Genomic DNA, 25,704 nt, shown 5'->3' with positions numbered 1-25,704 from the left:
AGAATTTAAAGGCACACTTTTTAAAGAAAATCCTCTGGAAATTACATTGTTGATTAAATTAGTTTTCCTAACTCGAAATATATGGTTTCAAAGACCATAATATTTATTTCGTGTCACAAAATATTAGCTGGGTGTAGTGTCTGGATAAAGAACTAGTCCAGATTAAGGACCCCATACATGGCTATTTGAGACTCGTAAAACACGAGATATGCTTAGTTTCGTCCTCGCCTATGCAGAGGCTGAGAAGGCTTAAGCAACTAGGTACGTCACACCTGGTTTATCCGGGGGCAGTTCATAATAGGTTTTCACACTCTCTGGGTTCTATGCACGTGGCCGGAGTATTCGCTGAGTACACGTACTCAAGACTTGGGTTGAATTCTCCTGAAGTTAACAGGCTAAAACAGATAGCGAGACTTATAGGCTTACTGCATGACTTAGGTCATGGACCATTCTCACACACATTCGAAGATCATGTTCTCGTAAACTACGAAGTAAATCATGAAGTCTTAGGAAGTAAAATAATTAAGGAACACCCAGAAATATCTAAGTGTTTCGATAACTACATAGAGAAAGAGATAGGCATTTCCGCGGAGATCATGGCCAAGCTTATAGAAGCTGTCTCGCTAGAGACGTGGCCGCTAACCTCAAGCATAGGTAGCGGAGTTAGTGAGAAGTCACTATACTACATAATTAAGGGGGCCTATAGCGCCGACATAGTAGATTATCTGCTCAGAGACTCGTACTTTACGGGAGCTAACTACGGCTTCGGGCTTGACTGGGAGCGACTAGCCTTCCACTCAAAGCCTGTTAAAGACAAGATAGTGCTGGAGTATAAAGCTAAAGACGTGTTAGACCATCTACTTATAGCCAGAATATTTATGTTTAAGACAGTGTATTACCATAAGACCGTACGAGCGTTTGATAAGATAGCTGGCGAGATGTTGCTTAAGGCAGACAAGATACTGAATTACGGTGAGAGATTCGACAACATCATCAAGTATGTTGAGTTAGACGACGAGTACGTATTATCACACCCGGAGATTAGACAACTAGAAGAGAGTAAGTACTTACTTGATAGGAGAGTACCTTACAAGAACGTCTACCAGACTGTCTTGCCAGTAGACCAAACATTAAAAGGATTCTTAGCGATAAGTAAGGAAGCTATTAAGAGGAGTCTTGAAGATAAGTTGAAGAACCTCCACCCAGAAGTTGCTGATAAAGACAACTTAGTTTTTGTAGATACGCCGAAACTCCCTACAAACCCCATGTTTGAGGAGGCCGTAATCTACATAGAGAATGAGGAAGGAGAAGTAGAAGCAAAACCTGTTAGAGAGACTATAGCCGGCTCTATGCCGGCTGAGTTAGCGTTCCTCAGGATATATGTGAGAGACAAGTACATGCAGTACTCAAGCGAGGTTAAGGAGATCGCCAGAAGCTTGTTGTCAGGGAAGGAAATACGTAGTTTCTACTAGTTAATAGTTTCTTAATGAAGACAAACCCTAATGAGTAAGCCACTTATTACAATCCCGAAAGCCTCGTTCTTTAGGGCGGGGATGATGTGGTAAGGTTTATAAGCTCTGTATTCTTTAGAACTCTTAAATTACCTCATATATTATACATATTTTCTTCGGGAGCAACACATGGAGTCAGTTAAGGTGTTAGGTCTTAACGCGTCTCCGAGAAAGTATGGAAACACGTATAAGCTCCTGGAAGTAGCTCTTGAGACAGCCTCTATCTACGGGGCTGAGACGAAACTTATTCACATATACGACTACGACATAAAGCCTTGTGAGGGGTGCTTAAGTGATGAGCAACTCGCTTGTAGACCTCCCTGCATAAACAACGACGATAGTTGGGCTCTAATGAAAGAAGTGCTGGGTAGTGACGCACTAATAATAGCGACTCCCGTATTTTGGTACGGGCCCTCAGGACATCTAAAGAACTTAATAGACAAACTAACAATATTTGAGAACATGATCTTCGTTGACGGTAAGTCATGGGTTGAGGGCAAGGTAGCAGGATTCATAGCTGTCGGCGCTGAGGCAGGAGCTGTAATGACTATAGCATACCTAATGAGTGTCTTCAACTCGTTTGGTTACTTAATACCTCCTTGGGCTCTAGCCTACTATCAAGGAATGGACGACGCCTTAAAGAGTAGGGAAGCGGTAATGGACTCAGCAAACGTGGGCAAAATCGTGGTTGAGGTAGCTAAGCTCCTCAGAAATAATAACTCGTTATGGAAGTGGTATGAGCCAAACATACTCGAGATACTGAAAGAGAAGAACGTGCTGGAACGAATAGCTAATAAAGTCGAGAACCTTAGAAAAGAAACGAGTAGCAAGAGGGCAGAGACCGTGAAGAAGTTGATACAGACTAAGCCAGACGACTACAAGCTGTAGAACGTCCTTAACTCTCGCTTAAACTTATTATTCTTTACCTAACATTTAGGAATTGGTGCACGACGATGAAGCTCGTTTATTTAGTTTTAGATGGTGTGGCTGATAGGCTTTCAGACACTTCAACTTCATTGTCTATGGCTAAGAAGCCTTACTTAGACCTCCTAGCGAGAGCGGGTGCGTGCGGCGCCGTATATACTGTTGGGAAGGGAGTAGCTCCAGAATCTGATGCCGCAGTAATGAGTATTCTTGGTTACGACCCACACACAAGCTATACTGGCAGAGGCCCCCTCGAGGCTGTAGGAGCCGGAGTCTCTTTTGTTGAGGGCCGTGAAGTAGCTTTCAGAGCTAACTTCGCTACAGTCGATCCAAGCAGCAAGAAACTCGTAGATAGGAGAGTTGGTAGGTCGTTGAGTACCGAGGAAGCTCGTGAGTTAGCTGAAGCTCTAGATGGGTTAAAGCTAAGCACTCACGGCGGCTATGTTAAGGTTAAAGCAACAGTAGGGCATAGAGCTGTCGTAGTGATAGGCAGTGACGTGATGCCGTTAAGTGATGAGGTAGACAACACTGACCCTGCCTATAAGAAAGTCGGTGCTATCTCAGTAGCTGAGAAGAGCTTTCAGCCATACATAAAGAAGTCAACTCCTTTGAGTCCTACGCTAAGCGCTCAGGTCACTGCAGATTTAGTTAATGAGTTTACTCTGAGGTCTATTGAGATCCTTGATAAGCACCCGATTAATAGAGCAAGAGAAGAAAGAGGATTACTTAAAGCAAACGTCATACTAGTTAGAGATGCTGGCTCGAAATTACCTAAACTAACTCCCATAAGTAAGCTATTCAACGCTTCTTTTGGTTCTATAACGGAAATGCCAGTAGAGAATGGCATAGCTAGACTCTTGGGGATGCGTGCTGCAGAGATGCCGCCCCCTACAGAAGATAAAGCCTCAGACTACTCTATTAGGTTAAGTGCTACGCTGAAATTACTTAAGGAAGTAGACGTGGTGTATGTCCATCTAAAAGGACCTGACGAGCCAGGACATGATGGCGACTTACACGGCAAGATAAAGTCAATAGAAGACATAGATAAGTTCTACGTTAAGGAATTAATAGACAGTATTGATTTAAGAGAAGTTGCGATACTAGTGACAGCAGATCATGCGACACCTCCTTCAATAAGAGCGCATACAGACGACCCTGTACCCCTACTACTAGTAGGGGGTAGGATAAAACCTGACGAAGTCTTGAGACTAGAAGAAAAGACATGCTACGAACTCGGCTCCATAGGCGTTCTAAGCCATGGGTGGGAGATACTTCCGAAAATCCTAGACATGATTAGAACGTAAGCATGCGAGCTCTTTAATAAAAAGTACTCAAAACACGGCTTACGTGAGCTACACTAATTACTCTCTACGTATAGAGGTTAGTAAGTAGCTTCAAACCTCTTAGTAGGGACCTCATTTTAAGGCAGGAGGTACTAGTTCTTAAGACTTGTTGTTTATGAGACTATGTTACTTAGGTTTAGTTCGTGGCTCGCCTTCCAGGACTTTAATTCGTGGTAGAAGGCGTTCTCATAGGATTTTCTTATGTCTTCCTTGAGTAAGTGAACGTATATTTGTGTTGTTTTTATATCTTTGTGTCCTAAGATATTCTGCAAAGCTATTAAGTCCATGCCCCTCTTCAAAGCTTCAGTAGCGAACGTATGCCTTAGTACGTGTGGTCTTACCCTGCTAGGGTCTATTCCAGCTCTCGAAGCGAGGGTCTTTAGTCTCTTATATAAGCCACTGTAGGTTAAGTCGAAGAGTCTTCCCCCCTTCTTATTGTTTAGGTATATGTAAATCTTCAGAGTCTCATAGCTTAAGGGACCAAAGAAAACTACTCTCTCATCACCAAATTTAGCATTTCTAACTATTATTTCGCGTGACTCAAGATTAACATCCTCTACACTCAACGATAGCAGTTCTTGAGCTCTAAGACCAGTCTCAAAAAGTAACGCTACTATAGTTTTGTCGAGAATGTCTCTCGCGGTTTCAAACATTTTCTTCACGTCTTCTACTTTGAGAGTCGCTATGTTCTTTCTCCCCCTAGGTCTAGCGACCGCAGGTATCTTATCAGCTATACCTAACCATTTAATGAAGGACCTCACATAGAGTGAGTAGTAATGAAGAGTAGCTTGAGTTCTCCTCTTATCGTTAGAGCCTTCCGGGAAACCTCTCCTCAACCTCTCCAGCCTCCACCTATTGTAGTCATCAATACTCAGTTCTTTCACGTAGTGCTTGTTCGCGAATTTAAGGAAGTCCTTGATTCCGTACTTATAAGCACGAACGGTTTTTTGTGAAGCTCCTGCCGCCTCAAGCTCTGTCAGAAACGCTTCTAGAGCTTGCCAAACATCACCTTCGAGAACTTCTTTCGTGGCTTCGGCTACGTCAAATTTAACCAATTGCTCCCCACATAAAGACTCAAAACTATCTTTTCTTAAAAAGACTCCTCTACTATCTACACTATTATATGAAGACTTTACATATGTCTAGGGTAGCCCCAGCTTTCTCTATAGATATGTCAAAGAGCGCTTCAGAAACAGACTCTAGAGACCTGCCCGCCTCTACCAACCTATCGATAAATTCTCTAACTAGAACATAGCTCTTATCGAATAACTTGTTCGGCTCTTCTTGTTTAAGCGATCTGAAGAAAAGCTCATCGTATTTTCTTATCAGAGTGTAGTACTCGGTAACCATATTAATGACTTCATTAGCTACGTAGAGGTCTAGAGTTTTAAATACTTTATCTATCCTCTCAACAGTCATGAGAAGGTAGTCAAGACTCTCTCTAAGAATGTTTGATTCGTAATTAAATAAGGCTAGCTGACCCAGCTCATCCAATTCTTTAAGTACTTGTGCCGCCGAACTCAGCGCGTCAGCAACTTCCTCAAGTCCTTTAACTATCCCTCTGTACTCTGGTATCAGAGACGTCTTAATCCCCAAGTACTTGCTGAGAGACCTGTCGTTCTGTGCCTGGAGGAATTGCCTAATAGCTAGGGCGTGAAGCCTGTCAACTTCTCTCTCTATTTCCTCTATCTCGTGAAGTAGGTATGGCTTATTATCTATTACTGCTATCTGCAGATGTTGTATCATGAACTTAACACGGTTAAGTAGTCTGTTAAGTAGGTTGAGTGCCGAGTACTTACTCGCGTCTATCAAGATCTGTATTGAGACTTTACTCGGGGTGTGCTCAAGTATTTCAGCACCTAAAAGCTCTCTAACCACGTCTCTCACCGTTTTCAAGTGTGTTTCTGAGAGTACCCCGTCCATAGCTTCCACAATTATGACGTCAGCGCCGAGAAGATATCCGGCGACAACACTTCTAGCAAGCAAGACTTCAGAAGAATTCTTGCTCACTTTTATCTGTAATAACTTCTCTTCTCTTTTTTGAGACATATAGAGGGGTACTATTCTTAACGACCCGTCCTCCATCAAGTCTATCGAAACACTATCACCAGGCAGTAATTTCATTGATTTAACCCAGCTTGCCGGTAATGAAACCATTAGAGTTGACTTACCAAATCTTTGAATTCTTCTTACTTCCGGCATTGGCTCACCCTAAATTAATAGCTACTACAATACTTAAAAAGTTTAATAATGTTTTGACAAATACGTATTAATCCATACCTGCTTAAACTTCACAACAACTGTTAAAAACTTAATCTAGAGCATGGCGCCGGGATAACTAACTCTACGTCCTCTACACACCTTAAATCTAGTCTGGGAGCTTCTAGGTAATAATGTATTGGGGCCACGCGCTTAGGCCTGGATGACCTCACCACACGCTCAAAATCTGTGACTGCGGTATGACCTAAAACGTCTGTTATGTCCTGCATCTCTCGAGGAACCGAGAACTCATGAATTAGTAATTCCGCGTGTTTAGCTATACTTAAGAACTCAGGGTTATAGGAAGTATCACCACTGTAAGCTATCTTAACACCATCTATCTCTAACACTACAGAAACAGAAGGTATTACGTGCTTAGCTCTAACCCACTCGAGTCTAACTCCACTCTCTAACTCTTTGCGACCTTCAGACGGGATCTCAACAAAAATTAGTTGCTGGAGCTTGTTCTCCACATGCAGAGCCTCGAAAATCTTCCTCAAGTCTTCTAGCGTCTCTCTCAGTCCAACAACTCTTACTGAGCGTCTTAAATGTTGTGCTATAGTAGGTAGTCCCAACACATGATCCCCGTGTGAGTGAGTTAAGATAATGTAGTCAAGGTCGTTCACATCCATCTTGACACACTTATGTAGTTTCTCTAAAGTTCCTTCACCAACGTCTAGTAAGACAGTTCTGCTAGAGCCTGACACTAGAATGCCTGACTGACCGTATGAGGGATTCGATAACCAGCCACCCACCCCAAGAAACACTACCTCAACCAAGTAAACCCCTTAATACACTCATTGAATAGCATATTATTTATTACTTAAGAATTCATTAAAAGGGAATTAGATGAAGCTCAAGCCTGAGAGCCTAAAGAAACATGTGTTAGATAAATTTAAGACTCACGACCCTTCAATAGTTCTTCAAGCAGACATCGGGATAGACGCAGCAGCAGTTAAGGCTTGTGACGAAGTTCTTATAGGTGTGCATCCAGACCCGATCTCAGGAGCAGTCAAGCATCTCGGAACTCTCTCTATAGTTATACCAGCTAACGACGTCGCGATGATAGGTGCTTACCCAAAGTTCTTCACGTCAGTCATCTTACTTCCTGAAGGGTCAAGCGAAGACTTAGTGAACACAATAACAGATTCTATGAAGAGAACGCTAGACAGATACGGGGCCTTAATGGTGGGAGGTCACACAGAGTTTACTGATAGTGTTAAGAGACCTGTAGCTATAACTACGGCTTTCGGCATACTCAAACTAAGTAACTTAGTAGATGTCAGGAACATCAAAGAAGGAGACCTAATCATTGTGAGTAAGTATGCAGGTATCGAAGGAACTGCCGTGCTATCATCTGATTTTAGAGAGACGCTCGTAACTAGAGGAGTCAGTGAAGAGACCTTAAACAAAGGTGAGGAAATGATAAACTTAATTAGCGTCGTAGAAGAAGCAACCCTATTGAGCAGGGAAGGCTTAGTGAGCGGCATGCATGACCCAACAGAAGGAGGATTGTTAGGAGGTCTTGCTGAAATGGCTTACGCGTCAGGAAAGCTCATAAGAGTGTATGCTGATAAAATACCTATTCATGAAGTAACGATAGAAATTACTAAGGCTTTAGGTCTAGACCCACTGAAAATACTCTCATCAGGCGCTTTACTAGCTTCTGTACCGAGAGAGCGGGTCGAAGAGGCTGTAGACTTACTCAAGAAAAATAGTATAGAAGCATCGGTGATTGGTGAGGTGCTTCCCAGAAATCATGAAGGACCTCTCTTAGAAGTACTTAGAGGAAGTTCAAGAGAGTATGTCTACGACCCTTACGTGGAAGATGAGGTAATGAAGTTATGGTCTATGAAGTAAGTGAGTGTATAGTGAGGAATGCTTCCCTGAGAGATATGGAAAAAATAGTTAAGATAGAAAGAAGATCTTTTGAATACCCGTACCCCATTACAGTGTTTATTTCGGCACTGTTTCTCCATCCAGAACTGTTCTTAGTTATTGAGTGTGGCGGACTCGTTAAAGGTTACATAACCGGGTTCGTAACAACTAGTAATTGTTGCCACATAGCTTCTATAGCTGTAGACCCTGAATCACGCGGGGTAGGGTTAGGCAAAAAGTTGCTGACGTCTTTTGAGGAGAGATGTTCAGAACTTAAGATTAAGTGCCTAGAGCTTGAAGTCTCTGTAAAAAACGAGAGAGCTTTAAACCTCTACAGGAAGCTAGGCTACAAGATAATTGAGAGGCTACCCAACTACTACCCCGACTCAGACGCTTACTTAATGCGTAAAGAAGTTAGCTGAACTCTTAAACAACAAGAATTTAAGTGTTCTCTTTAAGCGATTTATCTAGTTTCACCTAGATAAGGTCTTTAATTACTTCCTCGAGCGCGGGTAGAGCATAGATTCTAACGATCTCCATATATCTAGGAAGACTCTTAATTATAGAATCTTCTAGCTCAGATATCTTGACAGACTTAGCGTTACTTAGTACTCTAACTTCCTTCTCACTAGAAATTATGGGAACAGACTCTGTGTAAGTCCTGAAGGTGTAGGCGTTGACTCCTCTAGCTAAGAGTGCCTTACTAATTCTGTTTAGCTTATCCATCTCTGAGGGGGTTATGCCTTGTTCTAGCTTAAAGCTTATATGGTTATAGAATGTCTTATAACCTCTCCTGTTAACGTAAGACTTAATAAGTTCTCTGAGTATCTCACTACCCAGCTTCTTGGCCAACACAACGTTCAGCACACCGCCTATTAAGAAGTCGTCCCACGCACAGATACTCCCTTCTCTCACCGACTTCCTAATACCTTCTAGAGACGTGAAGGGCTCTAAGAAACTCTTAACTTCTCTCTCAGCCAGGATCATCTCGTATATAGCGGCTAGCAGTAATTGATACCCTGTTATCGTTTTGTGATAATAGACAGACCTATACATATGAAGTCTTGAGACGTAAAAGGACTCTACTGCGTGAACTGCCTTAGGATGTACTGCTACGTAACCCTCATCATCTAGAGTTATTGTCTGGATTATTCTCTCAAGATCTATTAAGCCATACCTAACGCCTGTGTGTAGGGCGTCTCTAGGTAGGTAATCAAGCCTGTCAACATCTAAGTCGCCATTTAAGAGATTATTAAATGCTGGTTCTTCATGCGTACCCGTAACTATTTTAGCTACCTCATTAGATGAAAGACCGTAATTAGAGAGAACTTCCCTAATGTGCGGCTCTTCATTAATCATCATATAGCTCAACTCTTCATGGTTTATCCCGTAACTAGAGTAGAAGACATATTCGAGAGCATGTGAATAGGGTGTGTGACCTACGTCGTGGAGTAACGCTGCACACCTAAGTAAGTCCCTATCGTCCTTGCTGAGTATGCCGTCATTTATGAGTTTATCTGTGATTTTCTCGGCTAGCTTCATAACACCTAGCGAGTGAGAAAACCTGGTGTGAACAGCGCCTGGAAACACGTACCAAGCTTGAGATAATTGCTTGACTCTCCTCAACCTCTGAACGGGTGGGGTATCGACTAAGTCTCTCATTAGAGGGTCTAAGACTATGTAGCCGTGGATCTCGTCAAACACGTACTTCCTAGTATTCTCACTACTCAACTAAATCACCACACTAATCAATACAAGTTAAGACACATTAAAATAAAAACTCTTCCTTAATTTTGTTTCTTACCTTATTAAGAAGATTGACGTATTTGAGTTTATGATTACTGACAAGGCTATCGAACCCATAACTAAGTCTGGGTTGAGAGTCCGGCCACGCGCAGTCAATATAACCAGGTCATAGTGTTCTTCAAACAGTTCCTCTACCACGGCCGTAGCTACTGAAGTGTCTGGATAGTTAGGCTTCTTTACCTTGACTTCAATACTAATCCCTCTCTTGCTAGATATCTCAGTAACTCTCTTCTTAACCTCATTGACGTCAGGGATTGACGGGTCTTCAACTACCAACACTTTTATCTTAGAGCCGTACCTAGACGCGAAGTCAAGTCCTACTTCAAGAGCTTTATAACTCATTGCTGACCCGTCAACAGGTATTAGTATTCTTCTAAAGAGGTAACTCACTATATATGTTGGTTCAGGGTAATAACTCACTGCAACCACCTCTTGATACCTAAGCTCTCATCAGTTATCTTAATGGAATCTTCAGCTTTCTCCTTAAGCCTCATTACAGCACGTATAGCGTCTATATTCTCTGGAACTACTATGGCTTCTTGATGCACTGCGTACGTTAACATTACTTCATCGCCTCTCACGAGGACACTATCAGACCACACAACATTCTCAAAGATATCTCCCTGTGGTCTCCCTAAATCTCTAGCGAGCTCTCTTAACTCGGCAGTAGACTTAATTAGCCCCCCATCAACTAGCAGTATGCGGGGAGTGTTAGATAACGCGTCAAGAACCTCATCACTGGTAACAGACCTTTCAAGAACGAAGTGGAGTGTGTGTATATGTGCTAAAGTAGTGGGCACTACCACAGCGTACGTGACTATATCTAAGTCTTTAAGCACGGTATTCACGTCTAGTGCATGGTGTGAGGGCGGCTTAGGAGGGTCAAGAACTACACCCTCAACAGGACCCTTCTTAATTTCTTTCAAGTCAGCAGCTCTCCTGACTATAAAGCCTCTTACGCTCCTTATCTTACTTAGTTTTGAGACTGCATATATTACTCTCAGTAAGCCAGTAGTATTGCATGACACTACCCTCACATAATTCTTGCCTAGTGCTTCACCATAATTTACTAAGGCGTTGAAACTGACCTCAGCTACGTCGGGTTCTTCACCGCCTTGAAAGACTGCCTTACGTGCGAAGCTCTCATAGATTTTCTTGTAAGTCGCCCCCACATCACCTGGTGTAGCGTCAACTATCACGTCAACTGAGTTAAGCAGGTCTTCTAGAGTACCATGAACTTCTATCCCCCGCGCGTGAAACTCACGTATGTTCTCCTTCAACGTGTAGATCCTCAGACCTCTCTTGACAGCTGAGAGAGTCTCCCAATTAGGCTTCGTTTTCACGACACCTACTAACTCCATGTCTGGTTGTAATGATATCGCCCAAGCAACTCTCTTACCTATAGTTCCGTATCCGTTTACTCCTACTCTCACTTTCATGAAGAACCACCAGCAAAAAATTTTTTGTACGAGATTTCTAAGGCCTTCAGGGCTGGGAGCGTTTCTCCGGAAAGTGCTATGAGGAGAGCACCACCGCCCGTAGATACGTGAAGTCTTTTCTCTCTCCTTACACCTACCTCGCTAAGCATAGAGCCTAGGTGACCACCACCAATTATTACGTAAGCGTTGCTTTCGAGAGCAGCCTTTAGTATGTCTAGGGTACCAGACCTAAATCTAGGGTCTTCAACATATCCGGCTGGCCCCCTCAACACTACTATAGAAGCCTCCCTAATCATTTCTGAGAACATCAAGGAAGTGTAAGACCCTATGTCTACTGGTACTCCGTCGGCAGTGTTTATAGGTTCTTCAGCGATACTCCCGTCCTCTTTGATTACCTTAACGTCGTAGGGTGTGTCTACAGGGGCTCCAGAAAGAATTACTCTTCGAGCTAAAGGTATTAAGGTTGTGAGGCCCTTCTCTTCAAGGAACTTCAAGAGCGACTTGCCTGATCTGCCACCCTTAGCTACGTGGAAAGTTAAGCCCACGAGACCTGTAGTGAGTATTCTGTCGGCGACTCTCTTCCTCGTTAAGAATTCTATTACTTTTATTGTGTCTCTGACCTTAGCACCGCCTAAAACAAAGAGTCTCGGGGACTCGCTACTGAGTATCGATTTACTCAATGCTTCAAGCTCGCTCTTCATGACGTAACCAACTAGTGTGGGAAGAACCACTGGAAACCCTACTATAGAGGGTTGAGACCTGTGTGCTGTTGCGAAAGCGTCGAATACGAAGTAATCAAATAAAGGTGAAAGTTTTCTAACTAAGTATGTCTTAGCATGCTTCTCAGGTTCTGCTTCAATCAACTCTTCCGAAACTAACCTAACGTTATCGAGTAGCAGGACCTCACCCTCACTTAAGTTTCGTATGGCTTCAGTAGCCGCAGGACCTATAACATCACTAACAAACTTCACCTTAGCACCGAGAACTTCCTCAAGTTTCTGTGCGTGCGGCTCTAAAGTTATGAAGTCGTCATCGCCTGGTCTGCCCTGATGAGTAATTACTACCACAGCTGCTCCGCGATCGATTAAAGTCAAGAGAGTTTGTCGATGTGCCTTTATCCTGGAGTCATCTATTATCTTGCCATCTTTGTCAATGGGCGAGTTAAAATCAACTCGGACGAGAACTCTCTTCTTACTCAAGACAACATCATCTATTGTTGGGAACCTAACAAGTTCCAAAACTATGTATCCCTCATGTGATTTCTTAAGATAACTTTATAAACGTTATTGTTTTCTAGGCAGGTAGCTGCCTCACAAGCTTTCGCATCTGTTGGTATCTAGTGGTTGCCCGTGTCCGTTAGCTAGGTTTTTTGGTTGTTTTAGTTGTTTTGGTTTTTCTGAGTAGGGGTTCACCCCCACCTGGTTATCTCCTTTTCCCCCACTTACGGCTCTAGGAGGTTGCTGTGCTTCCCGGAGCCATCGGTGAAGAGCGGTTTACAGAGTCTCGTCCCTCGCCAACGACTCATCAGCTCATCGGCTCCCAGTCACTAAAACACTCAGTTATTTATATACCTTAATATGTCGATTCCTGAAACCCGCGGAAATAACCCAAACAACCAGAAAAACCAAAACTAAACAACATACAGACAGTCCCCCAACTATTCGCTCTTTAACAGTCTCCTTAGGACCTCTCACCACGGCGGTTCTGATTCTTTTGTCAAGACTTCACAACTTTAAGGTCTTAAGGCCTTAAGGCCTTGAAAGTGCTAGCCATCATATCATTTAAGTTAAGTTCTTCTGATTTCCCAACCTTAAGTTATTTCCTTAATCATTAATTCATCGTCGCTTAAACTAAGCATTTCCTCTATCGTTAGAGTATAGAGTTTGACTGGGAACGCGTACTTCTTTAATCTAGTGTTGTCTAGGTATAAGTTCCTCCAAGACTTTATGATTTCACTCGACTTTAGCTTCTCAAAGAATAAACTCAAGTCGAAGATCAGCCTCGGCGGTATCAGGGCTTGTGTTATTAATATGTTGTCAGATAGACTAATGTAGGAGTCAAGGAAGTATACGTGTGTGCTCAAAATTTTAGAAACTCTCAGCAAGTCTATAGGGTTTCCAGCAACTATACTTAAGGTTTTTATAGGAGGGTCTAAGAGTAAACGCTCAAACCTCAGTCTAACACCCCTCATGACACCCCTGTTCTTCACGTGGTTGTTGTAGTGCCTCAAAACTAACACGTAATTAAGTGTTCTACCCATGCTCGACTCATCACTAAGTTTTTTAGCTATATTCTTGATAGAAGTGAAAGGATTAAGTTCGAGTTCCCTTACTATGTGTAAGTCTATCTCGTCATACCTTATTTTCTCTCCTGGGCTCTCTCTTGGGAGAGACTCTCTAGGTGACGACTTAATACGTGCTAGTAGCTTATCCCAGCTTAACAGGAGCCTCCTAGTCGTTATGTCGTAATATTCTTTTAAGCTAGGTTTGCTGTATATCGTCGTAGGCAGTACGTAAACTTCTCTAGCCTCAACACCTAGCTTAACATACAAGGAAGTCAAGAAAGTCTCGACAGCATTTCTCGGCACTACGTACCTGAGGTAAGAACCCCAAGGCAGTACTGGCGCGTACTCTCTAAGCAAGCATTTAGGTAGCTCAGAAATTTCAAGAAATTTATCAAATATTAAGACGACCTCAACCATGCCTAAACGACTTATGTCTATGAGACCCTGAAGTTCGAGTCCTCTCTGCTTTAAAGTTTTCATCATTTTCCACACGGTAGAAGTGTGTAGGTCCATTAAATCAGCTACTTCTGAAATTTCCGGGACATACTCAAAGCTTTGTAGGTGGTCAATAAAGTCAATAAGTGATGGGTTGAGGTGTCTGCTTGGCTGAAGAAGATGAACTTCTTGAGACCATAATGTCTCGTCGTCGCTCTGCCTACTCAAACTACTTACCCCTGAAGTATTGTATCAACGAAGATTAAAATGCTGGGCCCACTAATGTGCTCTGTCTTAAGTAGTGTGAAGTTATACTGACCTCTCTTCACTAAAGAATATTTTCCCTAGATGCTTGGGTGGCGCAAACCTCCGACGTAGTTGCGGGATTGCAGTAACTGCGAGAGGTATTAGTACTGCTGCTATGAACGGTAAGGCAATAACTATGAAGTTAGATATGCTTATCCCATACCTCACTAAAGCGTCTTGAAGAACGTATGCGTACCTAATGAGAACAGCGAAGATCACTGAAGTGACTATTCCCACGATTGGGTGCCTGCCGGACGAGAGTGATATAGCGAAGGAAATCCAGCCGTAACCCATGCCTAGACCTTCTTGCCAGTTTTTCGTGTAGAGTAAGAGGAAAAGCGAGGAAGCAGTCCCTATCAAAACGTACCCTAAGAAAGTAGCTATGACTCTTACTTTAAGGACATTAATTCCTAGAGCTGAAGCTCCTGCAGGGTTCTCGCCCACAGCTCTTATCGCTGACCCTAACTTAGTCTTGAAAATAAGTAAATGTATTAGTACACCGATCAGTATAGATAGAGTTAAGAAAGCTAAAACGACCTCAGGTACTGCGGGGTACGTATTAAGGCTTATCCTCTCAGCCCTAACCTTCAGCGACACCGGGTATGCGAGAAACGACGCGAGACCGTAACCCACGAACTGTATTGAAAGTCCTATAGCACCGTGAGATATGGGGAGCTTCGTAGTCAAGAAAGCTACCAAAACTCCTAACAACCCAATCAAGAATGAAGTAATCAGTAGAGCTAGTGTGGGGTCGCCTACAAACACCAGCAACGTAAAGACTAGCGCTATACCTAGCGTGTACGCTCCGTCAATAGCTAGATTAAGTATACCAGACTTCTCGACAACAGAATTACCTAAACTAGCTAAGTATAAGTAAACAAATATAGGTGACATAGCAAGCACTATATTAGGTATCTCTGCTAATGACGCCATTATTGTAGTAAGTATGTCTTCCAGCAACATCATCTACCTCCTTATCCTTATTGAGTAATCTGTTAATACTCTTAGAACTACGTAGACTATCAATATAGAGCCTATAGGAATGTAAGTTAAAGCCGCGCCTGTTAAGGACAACTCAGGAAATAGTAGGTTAATCTCTGACTGGAGTATGCTACTCCCCTGAAACAATGAAGCTACTACGTAAGCGTATATGGGGATAAGACGAGTGTCAAGCATTGAAAGCCACGATACGAGTATAGCGGTGTAGCCTAAGTTCATGGTGGGTGGGCTAACCACGTTAGCTATCTTTTCTAACTTACCTACGCCTAGGTTAGCAAATATAGAGACTCCTGCAGCGCCTGCTAACATCCCGCTTAAGAACATTGCTAGCAGTATGTATCTCCTCTCATCTACTCCTACAGACCTAAGGAGTTGCGGGTTTGACCCAATTATTTTCAGTCTCAGACCTATCGTTGTGTACTTATACATTAAGATGACGCCAACAAAGAATATCGCGGCCATAACTACCTCCTGTATAGTGACTGACGTGCCGGGGATGAGGTTGAAGAAGAGTGCCGAGTTTATTCTGTCTGTCCTGAAAAACTGTTTTGCTTGAACGCTTAAACCTCTTAAATTATAGGAAACTAAGTGATTAAAGAGCTGGTACGCAACGTAATTTAAGATAAGAGTAGTTGCGACCTCATCTACGTCTAAGTACGCCTTAAGTACTGCAGGTATTAAAGCCCATAATCCCCCTGCTAGCATACCAAAAAGAATCATTAATAACTTTCCTAATGAGGGATCCATCAAAAGAACTGAGATGACAGGTGCGTAAGGACTCGCGTCAATAATTTCCACACCAGGCATGCTAGCGTAGTTAGGTAGCTCACTAGGACTCACATACATTGATTGGGCAGCAACAAAGAGTGCTATGTAGCCTCCCGCAAGCATCCCCCATATCATCTGCCCTTCAGCACCTACGTTCCAGATAGAAGCTCTGAAACTTAATGTTAACGCTACACCCAGCATAACAAGTAAGGCGAAATACCTCAAAGTCTGAGGACTTTGAAAGCCTGAGATAATCCCCCCAACGAATAAGTCGGGCGGCACACCTATAGAAGCAAATATGAGTATAGATATTGCAAGACCTACTAATATGGAGAGTATTGGTATTCCAATGTAGTACATGTTAGAAGTCTTTACTCGCTTGACTACTATCAAGCGCATCTTAACTCACCATAACTCTCTCAATCTCCTCTCTATTCGCTCCAGACTTGAAAATACCGACTACCGAGCCAGAATTCATAACTGCGATCACGTCGCTTATCTCAATGATCTCGTCGAGGTCTTCAGAAGCAATCACAGCACACATACCTTCATTTGCTGCCTTATTCACTATCAGTTTCCTAACGTAACGAGTCGAGACCTCATCTAGACCTCTAGTCGGGTTATAAGCGACTAAAGCTAGTTTAGAGACTGTTAATTCTCTGGCTACTAAAACCTTCATTAAATTACCTCCAGACAAAACTTTAGCTCTAGTACTCGTTGAGGGCGTCACTATATTGAATTCCTTAACTAGGTTAGAGGCTAAATTCTTGATGCCTCTCCAGTTTATCAAGAACTTCGAAAGTTTTGGATGTACCGCTATGTTCTCCTCGATAGTGTTGTCTAGGGAAACACCTTTTTTAACGGGTTCGTCTGGTATGTACCCTATTCCTAAGCGTCTGATTAGCATAGAGCCTTTGTTAGTGACGTTTATTTCGTTCCCATTATAACGTAAATATATGCTACCTTTCTCAACTCTTCTTAGCCCAGCTAAAGCCTGAATAAGTTCTAGCTGACCGTTACCAGCTACGCCAGCTATCCCGAAAATCTCGCCTCTACGAACGCTAAAAGACACTCCCCTTACTGCGTACACGCCATAATCACTTCTAACCCAAAGATCCTTCACGACCAGGACTTCTGAATCCTTCTTATACAATCTCTCATACTCACCAGAATTGAGTTGAGTAAGTCTCTCACCAAACATCATATACCTGACTTGATCTATGGTAGTCTCACCAGTTTTCACAGTACCTACCACCTCTCCTCTCCTCAGAATAGTTATCCTGTCTGAGACTTCCATGGCCTCAGGAATCTTGTGAGTTACGAGCAGGATCGTGCCTCCCTTACTCTTAAACAGTTTCATAAACTCATAAAGTCTTTCTTTCTCAGCATGCGGCAAAAGTGTAGTTGCTTCGTCGAAGGCTATCACTCTCGCGTTAAGTAGCAAAGCCCTCAAAATCTCGACTAACTGTTTTTGAGTATAGCTTAACTTCCAGGCCTCTATGTCTGGGTCTATTCTCACGCCATATTCTCTTCCCTTCTCTAAGAGAAACTTAGAGACTTTCTTCACACTACTCACGTAACTAAACTGCCTTAAAGACAAAGACAGGTTCTCAGCGATGGTCAGTGAATCTACGAGCTGAGGAACTTGAGAAACGAGTACTAAGCCGTTCTTAACCGCGTCTTGGGGGGACGTCAACACTACTTTCTTACCTTCAAAGAATAATTCTCCCTTATCTGGCACGTAAATACCGTATAGTATCTTTAGGAGTGTAGACTTACCGGCCCCATTCTCGCCTAGAATAGCGTGTATCTCTCCAGGAAATATATCGAGGCTCACGTTCTTTAAAGCCACTACACCCGGGAAGCTCTTCCATAAATTACGGACGGAAATAATAGGACTTAAAACTGAGAGTTCATCTCTTTTTGAAGGAAAAAAAGACTGAATACTCATTTAAGACACCTAAATTTTACCGATTATTCTTACGAAATCAGGGACCCAATCCATACTCCAGAGGTCAGCATGCCCTAATCTAGCGCCGGGAGCTACTGTGACTTTCTGTGATGGATTGTCTATCTTGTACCCGCTTAAAGGACCCATGAATGGGTCGAAGACCGGTGCTATCGGGTAAGTAGTAGGCGTGCCTCCTATAGTTATAGTAATAGACGTTACATTTTCGTAGATGTGGCTAGTAGCTATCTGCTGGAAAGACATTAGCATTGGCGCGTTCCTCATCTGCTCGTACCTAAGCCATATCAAGTCATAAACACTCATAGTCTTGCCAGATATCTTGTCAGTCACAGTAACCCCCTTAAGAGGCTCTACGAACTTCGGGTTAATGTACATGACACTACCGTTAGGGAATACGTGTGCGGCCATCTCAACAGCTCCTGTGTTGAGGAGGTACCAGTAATCAACGTTTTGCAGGTTAGTTGGCGTGTATATACCCGCCTTAATCTTGCCTAGTATGTCAGCATATATTATCTCCCACCTAACTAGCTGACCACTGACTACCACATCTTCACCGTAAACATACATGGGGCTATAGTGGCTGAAGACGTATATCTCTTTGCCTAGACTAAACTGCTCCTGCGCATACTCTACAATCGCTGTTGAGTCTTCAGTGAAAGCTATTACGTCAACACCATACTGGTTAACGAGAGTCTCGGCAGCTGACCTAGCTTTAGCAGGATCATACCACGCGCCGATCTCTATCACGTATAGAGTTAGGTTAAGTCCTCTCTGCTGAGCAACTTCTCTAGCACCTATCGCGAAAGCACTTAAGTGCCTTACTACTTCAGGAATCAAGAAAGCTGCTACATAACCTACCTTACCTGTCTTAGTTAAAGCACCGGCGGCTAAACCGTTAAGATAGTAGATTTGATAGAAATCAGCAAAGTAAGTACCCATATTCTTGTCTCGCAAATAACCGCTACAGTGCCAGAAAATTAAGTTGGGGTACTGCTGAGCTACTGCGTGGGTACCCTCCATGAAACCGAAGGAGGTAGTAAAGAAAACATTGTATCCCGCTCTTATTAAGTCTCTTAATCTATCAGCCACAGCACCTTCGGGAACACTTTCGTAATACGTAGTTTCAAGCCAATCTTTATAGAGTTCAGCAACAACTTTCCTACCAAGGTCGTGCATGAAGGTCCAGCCAAAATCTCCTATAGGACCTACGTATATGAAGCCTGCTCTAATCTTCTCGGGAGGTGTATAAACAGGCGTCACAGTTTCTGTCCTAGTAGTAGTGACAGTAAGTGTTTGTGCTGCTTGAGTGACTGTGGTTGTCTGTGTTGGGGCTGTCATACTTCCTATATAATAACCTAGGACTCCAACAACTATTATAGCTATGGCTAAACCAACTAGTAACATGCTTGATCTAGGTGCTGAACTCAAGTTACACACCACGTGTGAATATATTCTAGAAAGCTTTTAAAAAACTATTTGATGGGTATACGTGAAATGAGAGAGAACGTTTAGAAAAATCAATTAATTAAGTATAGTAAGAAGTTCTATATTAGATATCCCTCTAAGAGAATGTATTTACGTTAAATAAGTTCTTAGAAGATTTCTGTTTTTTAACATAAACATTATAAATAAGGTTAAAAGATGAAAGACCTAGTATCGTTACGATAAAAGCCCGCCCTCTAGAACAGGAGAGAGGCTGTTTAGCACTTCATTAAGGTTCTCTCTGTAGAAAACTAAAGAAAACTAAATATAGGAAATCTCGTTAATGTGTCTGGTGCAGGTATGTGCGTGTGCTGGTAGTGTTGCTGAATAAGGATAATGCTGGGGGGTTGAAGAATGCTCTTGAGTCCTTGAGCAAGCAGTCTGGCGTGAGTATCTGTGTTGATTTCGACGTTTTAGTTGTTGATGGTTGGTCTACAGACGATTCCGAACAGGTTGCTGAAGAATTCAAGAGTAGGTTTAAGTGTATTAACTTTATTAAGCAGAGGTTTAAGGGGGGTGTCGGGCAGGCTAGAGTAGAGGCAGTCAAGTATGGTATGGACTTAGGTTACGACTTAATTATTTGGGGCGACTCTGAGAACGAGTATTCTGAGAACTACGTGAGTAGTTTTCTGAAGTGTTTTAACAGTGAGAGGTCATGTGATGTGTGTTCCGGGTCTACGTATGTGAGAGATAGTTTTTGGGGTATGCTCTTCTACTGGTACCATACATACCACCACCTCTTCAAGTTTGTTTCTAGGAGACACGCTCCAGGAAATAATAAGGCAGTTAAGACTAGCCTCTACAAGAAACACACGTACCCGGCTATCTCCAGAAGCGATGACTTCTTCTTCAGTCTCTCACTACACGGCAATGCCGAGTTCTGCTACTGTGAGGAGGCTTCCCTAGTAACGACAGTGCCTAAGTCTCTTAAGGAGGTTATTGCTTGGCAGCGTAACAGGGTTAAAGGCTTGGTTGAGGGTTCTTTACTTACCGGGAAGAAACTCCCGCCTGATTTTACTCCTTGGTTTCTCTTTATGTTATCGCCACTTATGGTGTTGATCGCTTACTTAGCTATAATGTCGGCCGGACTAGCTTCCTTGACTTCAGTGCCTGCGGAGGTTGTGTTCTTAGCGTGTTTAGCTGGCTTGACGTACCTCATCATAAAGTTAGAGCTTCTCGCTAGAGAGAGGTACTTGCGGTACAGACCTCTTCAAGGATTTCTCGGTCTTTTAGGGATGTACCTACACTCAATATTTACAGTGTATTATACGCTTAAGTTCGCGAAAACGCTTAAGCATCACCTTAATGAAATTAAGGAACGCGATAAGCAAGTTAAGGAATACTTTGGTTTTACGGCTTGAGTTTCTAGGAGCGTGTTTCCTTTTCGTGATAAGAAGTTATTTTATTTGTTAATGAACTAGGTTTTGGGGGCTTAGGTTGGAGTATTGCGAGTTTGAGAGTAGCTTGAGCAACGAATTACTTAAATATGTTAGAGCCGTCGTCAATATTGTTAAACTAAGTAACGAAGGTATTAAGCTCCTCGAAGAATTCAGGACTGCTGAAGCTATGGAGTCTTTCACTAAAGGCATACATGAAGACACCGTAGCTGACGAAATTAGGCGTAACCTGCTGATTAAGTTGCAGGACCTGCATCCAGGCTTTATGAGGGAGAGAATATCTACACTTCTTAGAAGACTTGACTTAATAGCTGAACAGTCTAAAGAAGTTGCTAGAAACATGACTCTATTTCCTTACTTGGAGTTACCTGGTGAGATAAAGAATGCTGTCGACGAGCTTTCTGGGAAAGCTTACGAGTCCGTTTCGAAACTCTATGAGATAACTTCCTTATTAATCAATCATAAATATAATGAGGTTGTTGAAGAAGCATACAGGATTGAGGTAACTGAGGAAGACGCTGATAAGATACTCATTAGGGGACGTCAGCTACTAGTTAAGTATGGGTCTATGATAAAGAATCCCGCGATAATACTAATGGTTGATAAGCTTATTGAGTCCCTCGAGGGAATAACAGACTTCGCTGAAGACGCGAGTGATTACCTGAGAACACTCGCTCTATACTGTAGAGGGCTTAAGTGACTAACATTATGAGCCAGTATAGAACGCAAGATATCGTCACGCAAGCCGGTGTTGTTAAAGCCCACATCGTCAGTATCTTTCTTACAACTCTCATATTGACGGCACTGTAGCCTTCTGCTAAGCTAGCTCCGATAATGCTTCCAGTTACTGCCATGGTAGTTGCTGCCGGCACCCCCAATTCCGCTAACACTAGCGTAGTTAATGATGCAGAGAAATACGTTACTACGGCCGTAGAGTAATTAAGTGTAGCTAGTTCCTCACCCAGAGTCCCTACAACCCTCCTCCCCCAAGAAATTATCCCTAAAGAAATGAGGAGACCGCTGAAAGCTAGTAGAGCCGGTAAAGCGCTCTCGTTAGCGAGTCTTAACTCACTTGTTACGATCTTGAGTAGTGGTCCGGCAGTAATACCAGCGTTGCTTGCACCATAAGCCAGCGACATTAGAGCTATTATTAAGACTGAGAAAACGTTTCTGTAGAGGTAGATTCTCTCATACCGGTCAATTGATTTCTCATCTACGTACACCTTACTCACTACAAGCAATGACGTGCTTAAAACTAGTGCTGTTAGCAGACCTAGTACGACACCTAACAACTTACTTACTGTAAGGTACGTAGTGAAAGCTGATATCAAGAATAGCGAGAGCAGTGTAGCTGATGAGGTAGTCTCAGGGTCTTCTAAGTAGTCAGCTAAGAATTTCTTGATTAAGAAGGAGATGAGACCTGAGAGAGGCACTGTAGAGAATCTAAGAACGTATATTATGATGACTTGCCCCCACATAACCGAACTTGGGTCAACTAAGATGCCGAAGCCTATGATACCTGCTAAGACAGTCTCATTTACTGAGACAGGCACTTTAAGTAAAGAAGCGGTTAAGACCCAAGAACCAGCAGCCAACATAGCTACTAACATGCCTACAATGAGTGAAGACGTAGGTACTGAACCTACGTCAACTATTCCTGCGCTGAGGACCCAAGCCACGCTAGACCCTAGCATGAGGGACCCAAGTACCACAAAGACCGAGGTAATTAAGAGTGCTTTATTCAACTTAATGGTTCTAGCCCCTACTACAGCCGCTACTATGTTGGCAGCGTTGTTAGAGCCAGCACTCCAAGCGAGAAATACTGCAGCAGCCAGCGAGCACGTCAACAAGATCACGTTCGTCTCAAGCACCTTAGAAGTTATCTCTTACAGTCGTTATTTAAGTTTTTGCGAATCTCTCGAGGTCCTCACATGCTCTCCCTTAAAACAAGTTCTGCGATATCATTTTGGGGTGCTGTGACGTGGTAGTTACTTCGCGCTTGCCAGGCTTTCATAAACTAACTCTCAATGAGAGAGTTGAGAAGCTTAAAGAGTTAGCAAACTTAAGTGATGAGGACGTGAGGCTCTTGCTTAAGGAAGGCACTCTACCTCTCGAAATAGCTGATAAGATGATAGAGAACGTTGTTGGCACTCTCTCTTTGCCGTTAGGCATAGCTACTAACTTCTTAATCAACGGTAAGGAGTACTTAGTTCCTATGGCTATAGAAGAACCCTCAGTAGTTGCTGCGGCTTCTAACGCTGCTAAGATGCTTAGGGAGGGTGGCGGCATAAAAGCACAAGCTACTGAGTCGCTCATGATAGCTCAGATACAGTTAGTAGGTGTTGCGGCACCGCATAGCGCGAAATACGTAATATACGAACACAGAGAAGAGATAAAAGAAATAGCTGACGCGACAAACCCACTACTAATTAGTTTAGGAGGGGGAGTAAGAGACGTTGAGGTCTACGTGATTGAGTCTCCTGCAGGACCCATGGTGATAACGAACCTCATAGTAGACGTTAAAGACGCTATGGGGGCTAACACGGTCAACACCATGGCTGAGAAAGTTGCTCCATACATAGAGAAGTGGACTGGAGGTAAGGTCTACTTGAGGATTGTGTCTAACTTAGCTGACAGAAGATTAGTTCGTGTTTGGGGTAGGGTACCTAAAGACGTTCTAGGAGGAGAAGAAGTAGTTGACGGGATAGTATATGCTTGGGCTTTCGCTTCCGCAGATCCCTACAGAGCCGCAACACACAATAAAGGGATAATGAACGGCGTGATTGCTGTCGCTCTCGCGACAGGACAAGATACTAGGGCTTTAGAGGCTGGAGCTCACGCGTACGCTGCTAGGTCCGGGAAATACACATCATTGAGTGTTTGGGAGAAGGATGAGAACGGCGACTTAGTAGGTTTTCTAGAGATGCCTATGGCTGTAGGTCTTATAGGGGGTGCTGTCAAGGTAAACCCGATAGCTCAGTTAAGTCTAAAGATCTTGGGTATTAAGACTGCCAAGGAACTAGCTGAGATAATGGGTGCTGTCGGGCTAGCTCAAAACCTTGCAGCACTGAGGGCGCTGGCTACTGAAGGCATACAGAAGGGTCACATGAAGCTACACGCGAGGAATATCGCCATAACCGCGGGTGCTAGAGGCTCAGAAATAGACGTAGTAGTTGAGGAGATGATTAAGAGAAACGCTATAAGGCTAGATGTAGCTAAAGAAATACTGGAGTCTATTAGGAAGAAGAAGTAAGAACTAAAATAAGTTATTTTGTTGACTAGCAATATTTTTATTCCTTGATAAGAGCTAGACATAATTGCTCGCACGTCTTTATTAACCAAGTTAATATAAGAATCTAGGATACAAGAGGTTGATAAGTGGGTGGTATCTGAGGAAGAATTACGTAGAAGGTACGTTGAGGGAGCTATAATATCCGCGCTACGCCTTTACAGGCACTGGAGGAAGAGAGGCTTGACGAAGAATGAGGCTTTTAAGAGGTCAGTTAAGCAAGCTCTAGGCATGATGGAAGTCAGCGGTCTTTCTAAGGAAGAAGTAATTGATGTCTTAGAAGATTTTAGGAGAATACTTGACGAGATCAAGAATGAGTTAACGAACCAGACAATCAGCTATAAAAATGAGAAGTCAGAAGTAAGTAGTAGGTGATTACCAGATCATGGTATTACCCCCTATTAAGGGGCTACTCTTAAGAGTTTTCTTTGAGTCAGCTGACGGAGGCTATTATTCTCCCTTCTTCGAGAAATGCTATGAGGTCTTGCCCGTCCCCGAACCTGTAAGGAGTGATGCAGATATGTCAGTAATTCAGAAATTTCAGTATTCAAACATAATGAGTAGGTGCGGAGACCACCCACTAAGTAAGTACATACCCTACGACTACATCTTAATAGGTGGGTCAAGCCACCACGTGAGTAAGGTTGTCGCGCACTGGGACCCGAGATTCGATATAGGGATTTACGCTGATTACTGGAGGACTATCGGCGGGAGGATACCTAAAGACTTTAAAGATTGCGAAGACTGTTACATATTCTTTGCAGCAGGCTTAGCCAAGTACCCTCCAGGCTTCTTTGACGTGAAGAAAGGCTTCACAGAAATCAGGAAGACTTTCCTCAAGTCTGACAGGGGAATATACGTAGTGGGTTACATGAAAGTAGACGAAGTCGCTGACTTAACAGAAATATCAGCTGAGTTGAGTTCGAGGAAAAGTAAATACAGTTTGAGGGAAGTGTGGGAAGAGGCCGCAGCAAGGTATGGTAGCAAAGTAAAAGAGATACCACACTTTATAAGACCGGCAGACCTCCCGACAATAGTGTTAAGTAATGAAGGCAATTACAGACTATTTAAAGAACCTATTCCATTGATAGAGTGGGTAGAAGGCTACAAACTATTAAGTAACGCTTCATTCACTTTCGGGATCAAAACGTTTGAAGACCGCATTAAGTACAAAGTTTATACAGAGGAGGAACTGAGAGAAATCCTAAAAACTTTAGAAGAAGAGAAACTTATATGATAACAAGTGCGAGTCTAGTCCTTTAGGGTTGAGAGATGAGAGACCAGGTGGTTGCCCGTGTCCGTTAGCTAGGTTTTTTGGTTGTTTTAGTTGTTTTTGGTTTTCGGACACGGGTTCATCCCACCTGTTTATCTTCTTTCTCCCCGCTTACGGCTCCAGGGAGTTGCCGGATCCCAGTCACTAAAACACTCAGTTATTTATATACCTTAATATGTCGATTCCTGAAACCCGCGGAAATAACCCAAACAACCGAAAAACCAAAACTAAACAACATACAGACAGTCTCCCAACTATTCGCTCTTTAACAGTCTCCTTAGGACCTCTCACCACGGCGGTTCTGATTCTTTTGTCAAGACTTCACAACTTTAAGGTCTTAAG

The 25,704-nt window shown here is 43.0% G+C and carries 23 protein-coding genes; 10 read left to right on the top strand and 13 right to left on the bottom strand.

Features of this window, described 5'->3' with window-relative positions; all coding sequences use genetic code 11:
- Positions 1-230 precede the first annotated feature (230 nt).
- The 3 genes from QXL29_02835 (at position 231) to QXL29_02825 (ending at position 3,739) form a co-directional block, all read left to right on the top strand.
- Positions 231-1,472 (top strand): HD domain-containing protein, encoded by a 1,242-nt coding sequence (locus QXL29_02835; protein MEM2283530.1) that lies wholly within the window; start codon positions 231-233, stop codon positions 1,470-1,472.
- A gap of 168 nt (positions 1,473-1,640) precedes the next feature.
- Positions 1,641-2,399 (top strand): flavodoxin family protein, encoded by a 759-nt coding sequence (locus tag QXL29_02830; GenBank protein ID MEM2283529.1) that lies wholly within the window; start codon positions 1,641-1,643, stop codon positions 2,397-2,399.
- Between the two features lie 65 nt (positions 2,400-2,464).
- The gene (locus QXL29_02825) at positions 2,465-3,739 is read left to right on the top strand and encodes an alkaline phosphatase family protein (protein MEM2283528.1); all 1,275 of its coding nucleotides are present in this window, start codon (positions 2,465-2,467) and stop codon (positions 3,737-3,739) included.
- Positions 3,740-3,891: 152 nt separating this feature from the next.
- Here the strand turns inward: QXL29_02825 and QXL29_02820 are convergent, their stop codons facing one another.
- From QXL29_02820 to QXL29_02810, 3 genes are all read right to left on the bottom strand, one after another.
- On the bottom strand, positions 3,892-4,833 hold the full coding sequence (locus QXL29_02820) for a tyrosine-type recombinase/integrase (protein ID MEM2283527.1): 942 nt from the start codon (positions 4,831-4,833) through the stop codon (positions 3,892-3,894).
- A gap of 64 nt (positions 4,834-4,897) precedes the next feature.
- A complete protein-coding gene (locus QXL29_02815; GenBank protein ID MEM2283526.1) occupies positions 4,898-5,980 on the bottom strand; it encodes a phosphate uptake regulator PhoU in 1,083 nt (360 codons plus the stop codon).
- A 101-nt stretch (positions 5,981-6,081) separates the two neighbouring features.
- Positions 6,082-6,816 (bottom strand): ribonuclease Z, encoded by a 735-nt coding sequence (locus QXL29_02810; GenBank protein MEM2283525.1) that lies wholly within the window; start codon positions 6,814-6,816, stop codon positions 6,082-6,084.
- Between the two features lie 70 nt (positions 6,817-6,886).
- Here QXL29_02810 and QXL29_02805 point away from each other — a divergent pair, with 70 nt between their 5' ends.
- The gene (locus tag QXL29_02805; protein ID MEM2283524.1) at positions 6,887-7,897 is read left to right on the top strand and encodes an AIR synthase family protein; all 1,011 of its coding nucleotides are present in this window, start codon (positions 6,887-6,889) and stop codon (positions 7,895-7,897) included.
- Positions 7,882-8,337 (top strand): ribosomal protein S18-alanine N-acetyltransferase, encoded by a 456-nt coding sequence (gene rimI / locus QXL29_02800; GenBank protein ID MEM2283523.1) that lies wholly within the window; start codon positions 7,882-7,884, stop codon positions 8,335-8,337. Before QXL29_02805 ends, rimI begins: the two co-directional genes overlap by 16 nt.
- Before the next feature lie 55 nt (positions 8,338-8,392).
- On the opposite strand, the gene QXL29_02795 is transcribed toward rimI, so the two are convergent.
- The 9 genes from QXL29_02795 to QXL29_02755 all read right to left on the bottom strand — a co-directional run bounded on the left by QXL29_02795 (position 8,393) and on the right by QXL29_02755 (position 19,349).
- On the bottom strand, positions 8,393-9,646 hold the full coding sequence (locus QXL29_02795; GenBank protein MEM2283522.1) for an HD domain-containing protein: 1,254 nt from the start codon (positions 9,644-9,646) through the stop codon (positions 8,393-8,395).
- A gap of 69 nt (positions 9,647-9,715) precedes the next feature.
- Positions 9,716-10,141 (bottom strand): universal stress protein, encoded by a 426-nt coding sequence (locus QXL29_02790; GenBank protein MEM2283521.1) that lies wholly within the window; start codon positions 10,139-10,141, stop codon positions 9,716-9,718.
- Positions 10,138-11,160, bottom strand: coding sequence for a type II glyceraldehyde-3-phosphate dehydrogenase (locus QXL29_02785; protein ID MEM2283520.1), 1,023 nt, complete (start codon positions 11,158-11,160; stop codon positions 10,138-10,140). Before QXL29_02785 ends, QXL29_02790 begins: the two co-directional genes overlap by 4 nt.
- Positions 11,157-12,398 carry a phosphoglycerate kinase gene (locus tag QXL29_02780; protein MEM2283519.1) on the bottom strand — a complete coding sequence of 414 codons (1,242 nt, stop codon included), beginning with the start codon at positions 12,396-12,398 and terminating at the stop codon, positions 11,157-11,159. The genes QXL29_02785 and QXL29_02780 overlap by 4 nt, the downstream gene beginning before the upstream one ends.
- 572 nt (positions 12,399-12,970) lie before the next feature.
- The gene (locus QXL29_02775; GenBank protein MEM2283518.1) at positions 12,971-14,107 is read right to left on the bottom strand and encodes a hypothetical protein; all 1,137 of its coding nucleotides are present in this window, start codon (positions 14,105-14,107) and stop codon (positions 12,971-12,973) included.
- 81 nt (positions 14,108-14,188) lie between these two features.
- Positions 14,189-15,151, bottom strand: coding sequence for an ABC transporter permease (locus QXL29_02770; GenBank protein MEM2283517.1), 963 nt, complete (start codon positions 15,149-15,151; stop codon positions 14,189-14,191).
- Positions 15,152-16,351 (bottom strand): hypothetical protein, encoded by a 1,200-nt coding sequence (locus QXL29_02765; protein ID MEM2283516.1) that lies wholly within the window; start codon positions 16,349-16,351, stop codon positions 15,152-15,154. It lies immediately after the preceding gene.
- 1 nt (position 16,352) lies between these two features.
- Entirely contained in the window at positions 16,353-17,903 is a 1,551-nt protein-coding gene (locus QXL29_02760) for an ABC transporter ATP-binding protein (protein MEM2283515.1), read from the bottom strand.
- A gap of 9 nt (positions 17,904-17,912) precedes the next feature.
- Positions 17,913-19,349: a BMP family ABC transporter substrate-binding protein gene (locus QXL29_02755; protein MEM2283514.1), complete on the bottom strand. Its 1,437-nt coding sequence runs from the start codon at positions 19,347-19,349 to the stop codon at positions 17,913-17,915.
- Positions 19,350-19,705: 356 nt separating this feature from the next.
- Between QXL29_02755 and QXL29_02750 the strand changes: the two genes are divergently transcribed.
- Positions 19,706-20,764, top strand: a complete 1,059-nt coding sequence (locus QXL29_02750; GenBank protein ID MEM2283513.1) for a glycosyltransferase family 2 protein — start codon at positions 19,706-19,708, stop codon at positions 20,762-20,764.
- 76 nt (positions 20,765-20,840) lie between these two features.
- Positions 20,841-21,500 (top strand): DUF47 family protein, encoded by a 660-nt coding sequence (locus QXL29_02745; protein ID MEM2283512.1) that lies wholly within the window; start codon positions 20,841-20,843, stop codon positions 21,498-21,500.
- On the opposite strand, the gene QXL29_02740 is transcribed toward QXL29_02745, so the two are convergent.
- Positions 21,493-22,647, bottom strand: coding sequence for an inorganic phosphate transporter (locus tag QXL29_02740; GenBank protein ID MEM2283511.1), 1,155 nt, complete (start codon positions 22,645-22,647; stop codon positions 21,493-21,495). The genes QXL29_02745 and QXL29_02740 overlap by 8 nt on opposite strands.
- A 134-nt stretch (positions 22,648-22,781) precedes the next feature.
- Between QXL29_02740 and QXL29_02735 the strand changes: the two genes are divergently transcribed.
- The 3 genes from QXL29_02735 (at position 22,782) to QXL29_02725 (ending at position 25,326) form a co-directional block, all read left to right on the top strand.
- Positions 22,782-24,053 (top strand): hydroxymethylglutaryl-CoA reductase, degradative, encoded by a 1,272-nt coding sequence (locus tag QXL29_02735; protein ID MEM2283510.1) that lies wholly within the window; start codon positions 22,782-22,784, stop codon positions 24,051-24,053.
- Positions 24,054-24,182: 129 nt separating this feature from the next.
- On the top strand, positions 24,183-24,464 hold the full coding sequence (locus QXL29_02730) for a hypothetical protein (GenBank protein MEM2283509.1): 282 nt from the start codon (positions 24,183-24,185) through the stop codon (positions 24,462-24,464).
- A gap of 10 nt (positions 24,465-24,474) precedes the next feature.
- Complete coding sequence (locus QXL29_02725; protein MEM2283508.1) at positions 24,475-25,326, top strand: hypothetical protein; 852 nt, start codon at positions 24,475-24,477, stop codon at positions 25,324-25,326.
- The last annotated feature ends 378 nt before the right edge of the window (positions 25,327-25,704 follow it).

It is taken from the genome of Zestosphaera sp., from assembly GCA_038843015.1.
GTDB lineage: Archaea > Thermoproteota > Thermoprotei_A > Sulfolobales > NBVN01 > Zestomicrobium.
The sequence above is the reverse complement of the archived record's forward strand: the minus strand, read 5'-3'. Positions and strand labels throughout refer to the sequence as shown.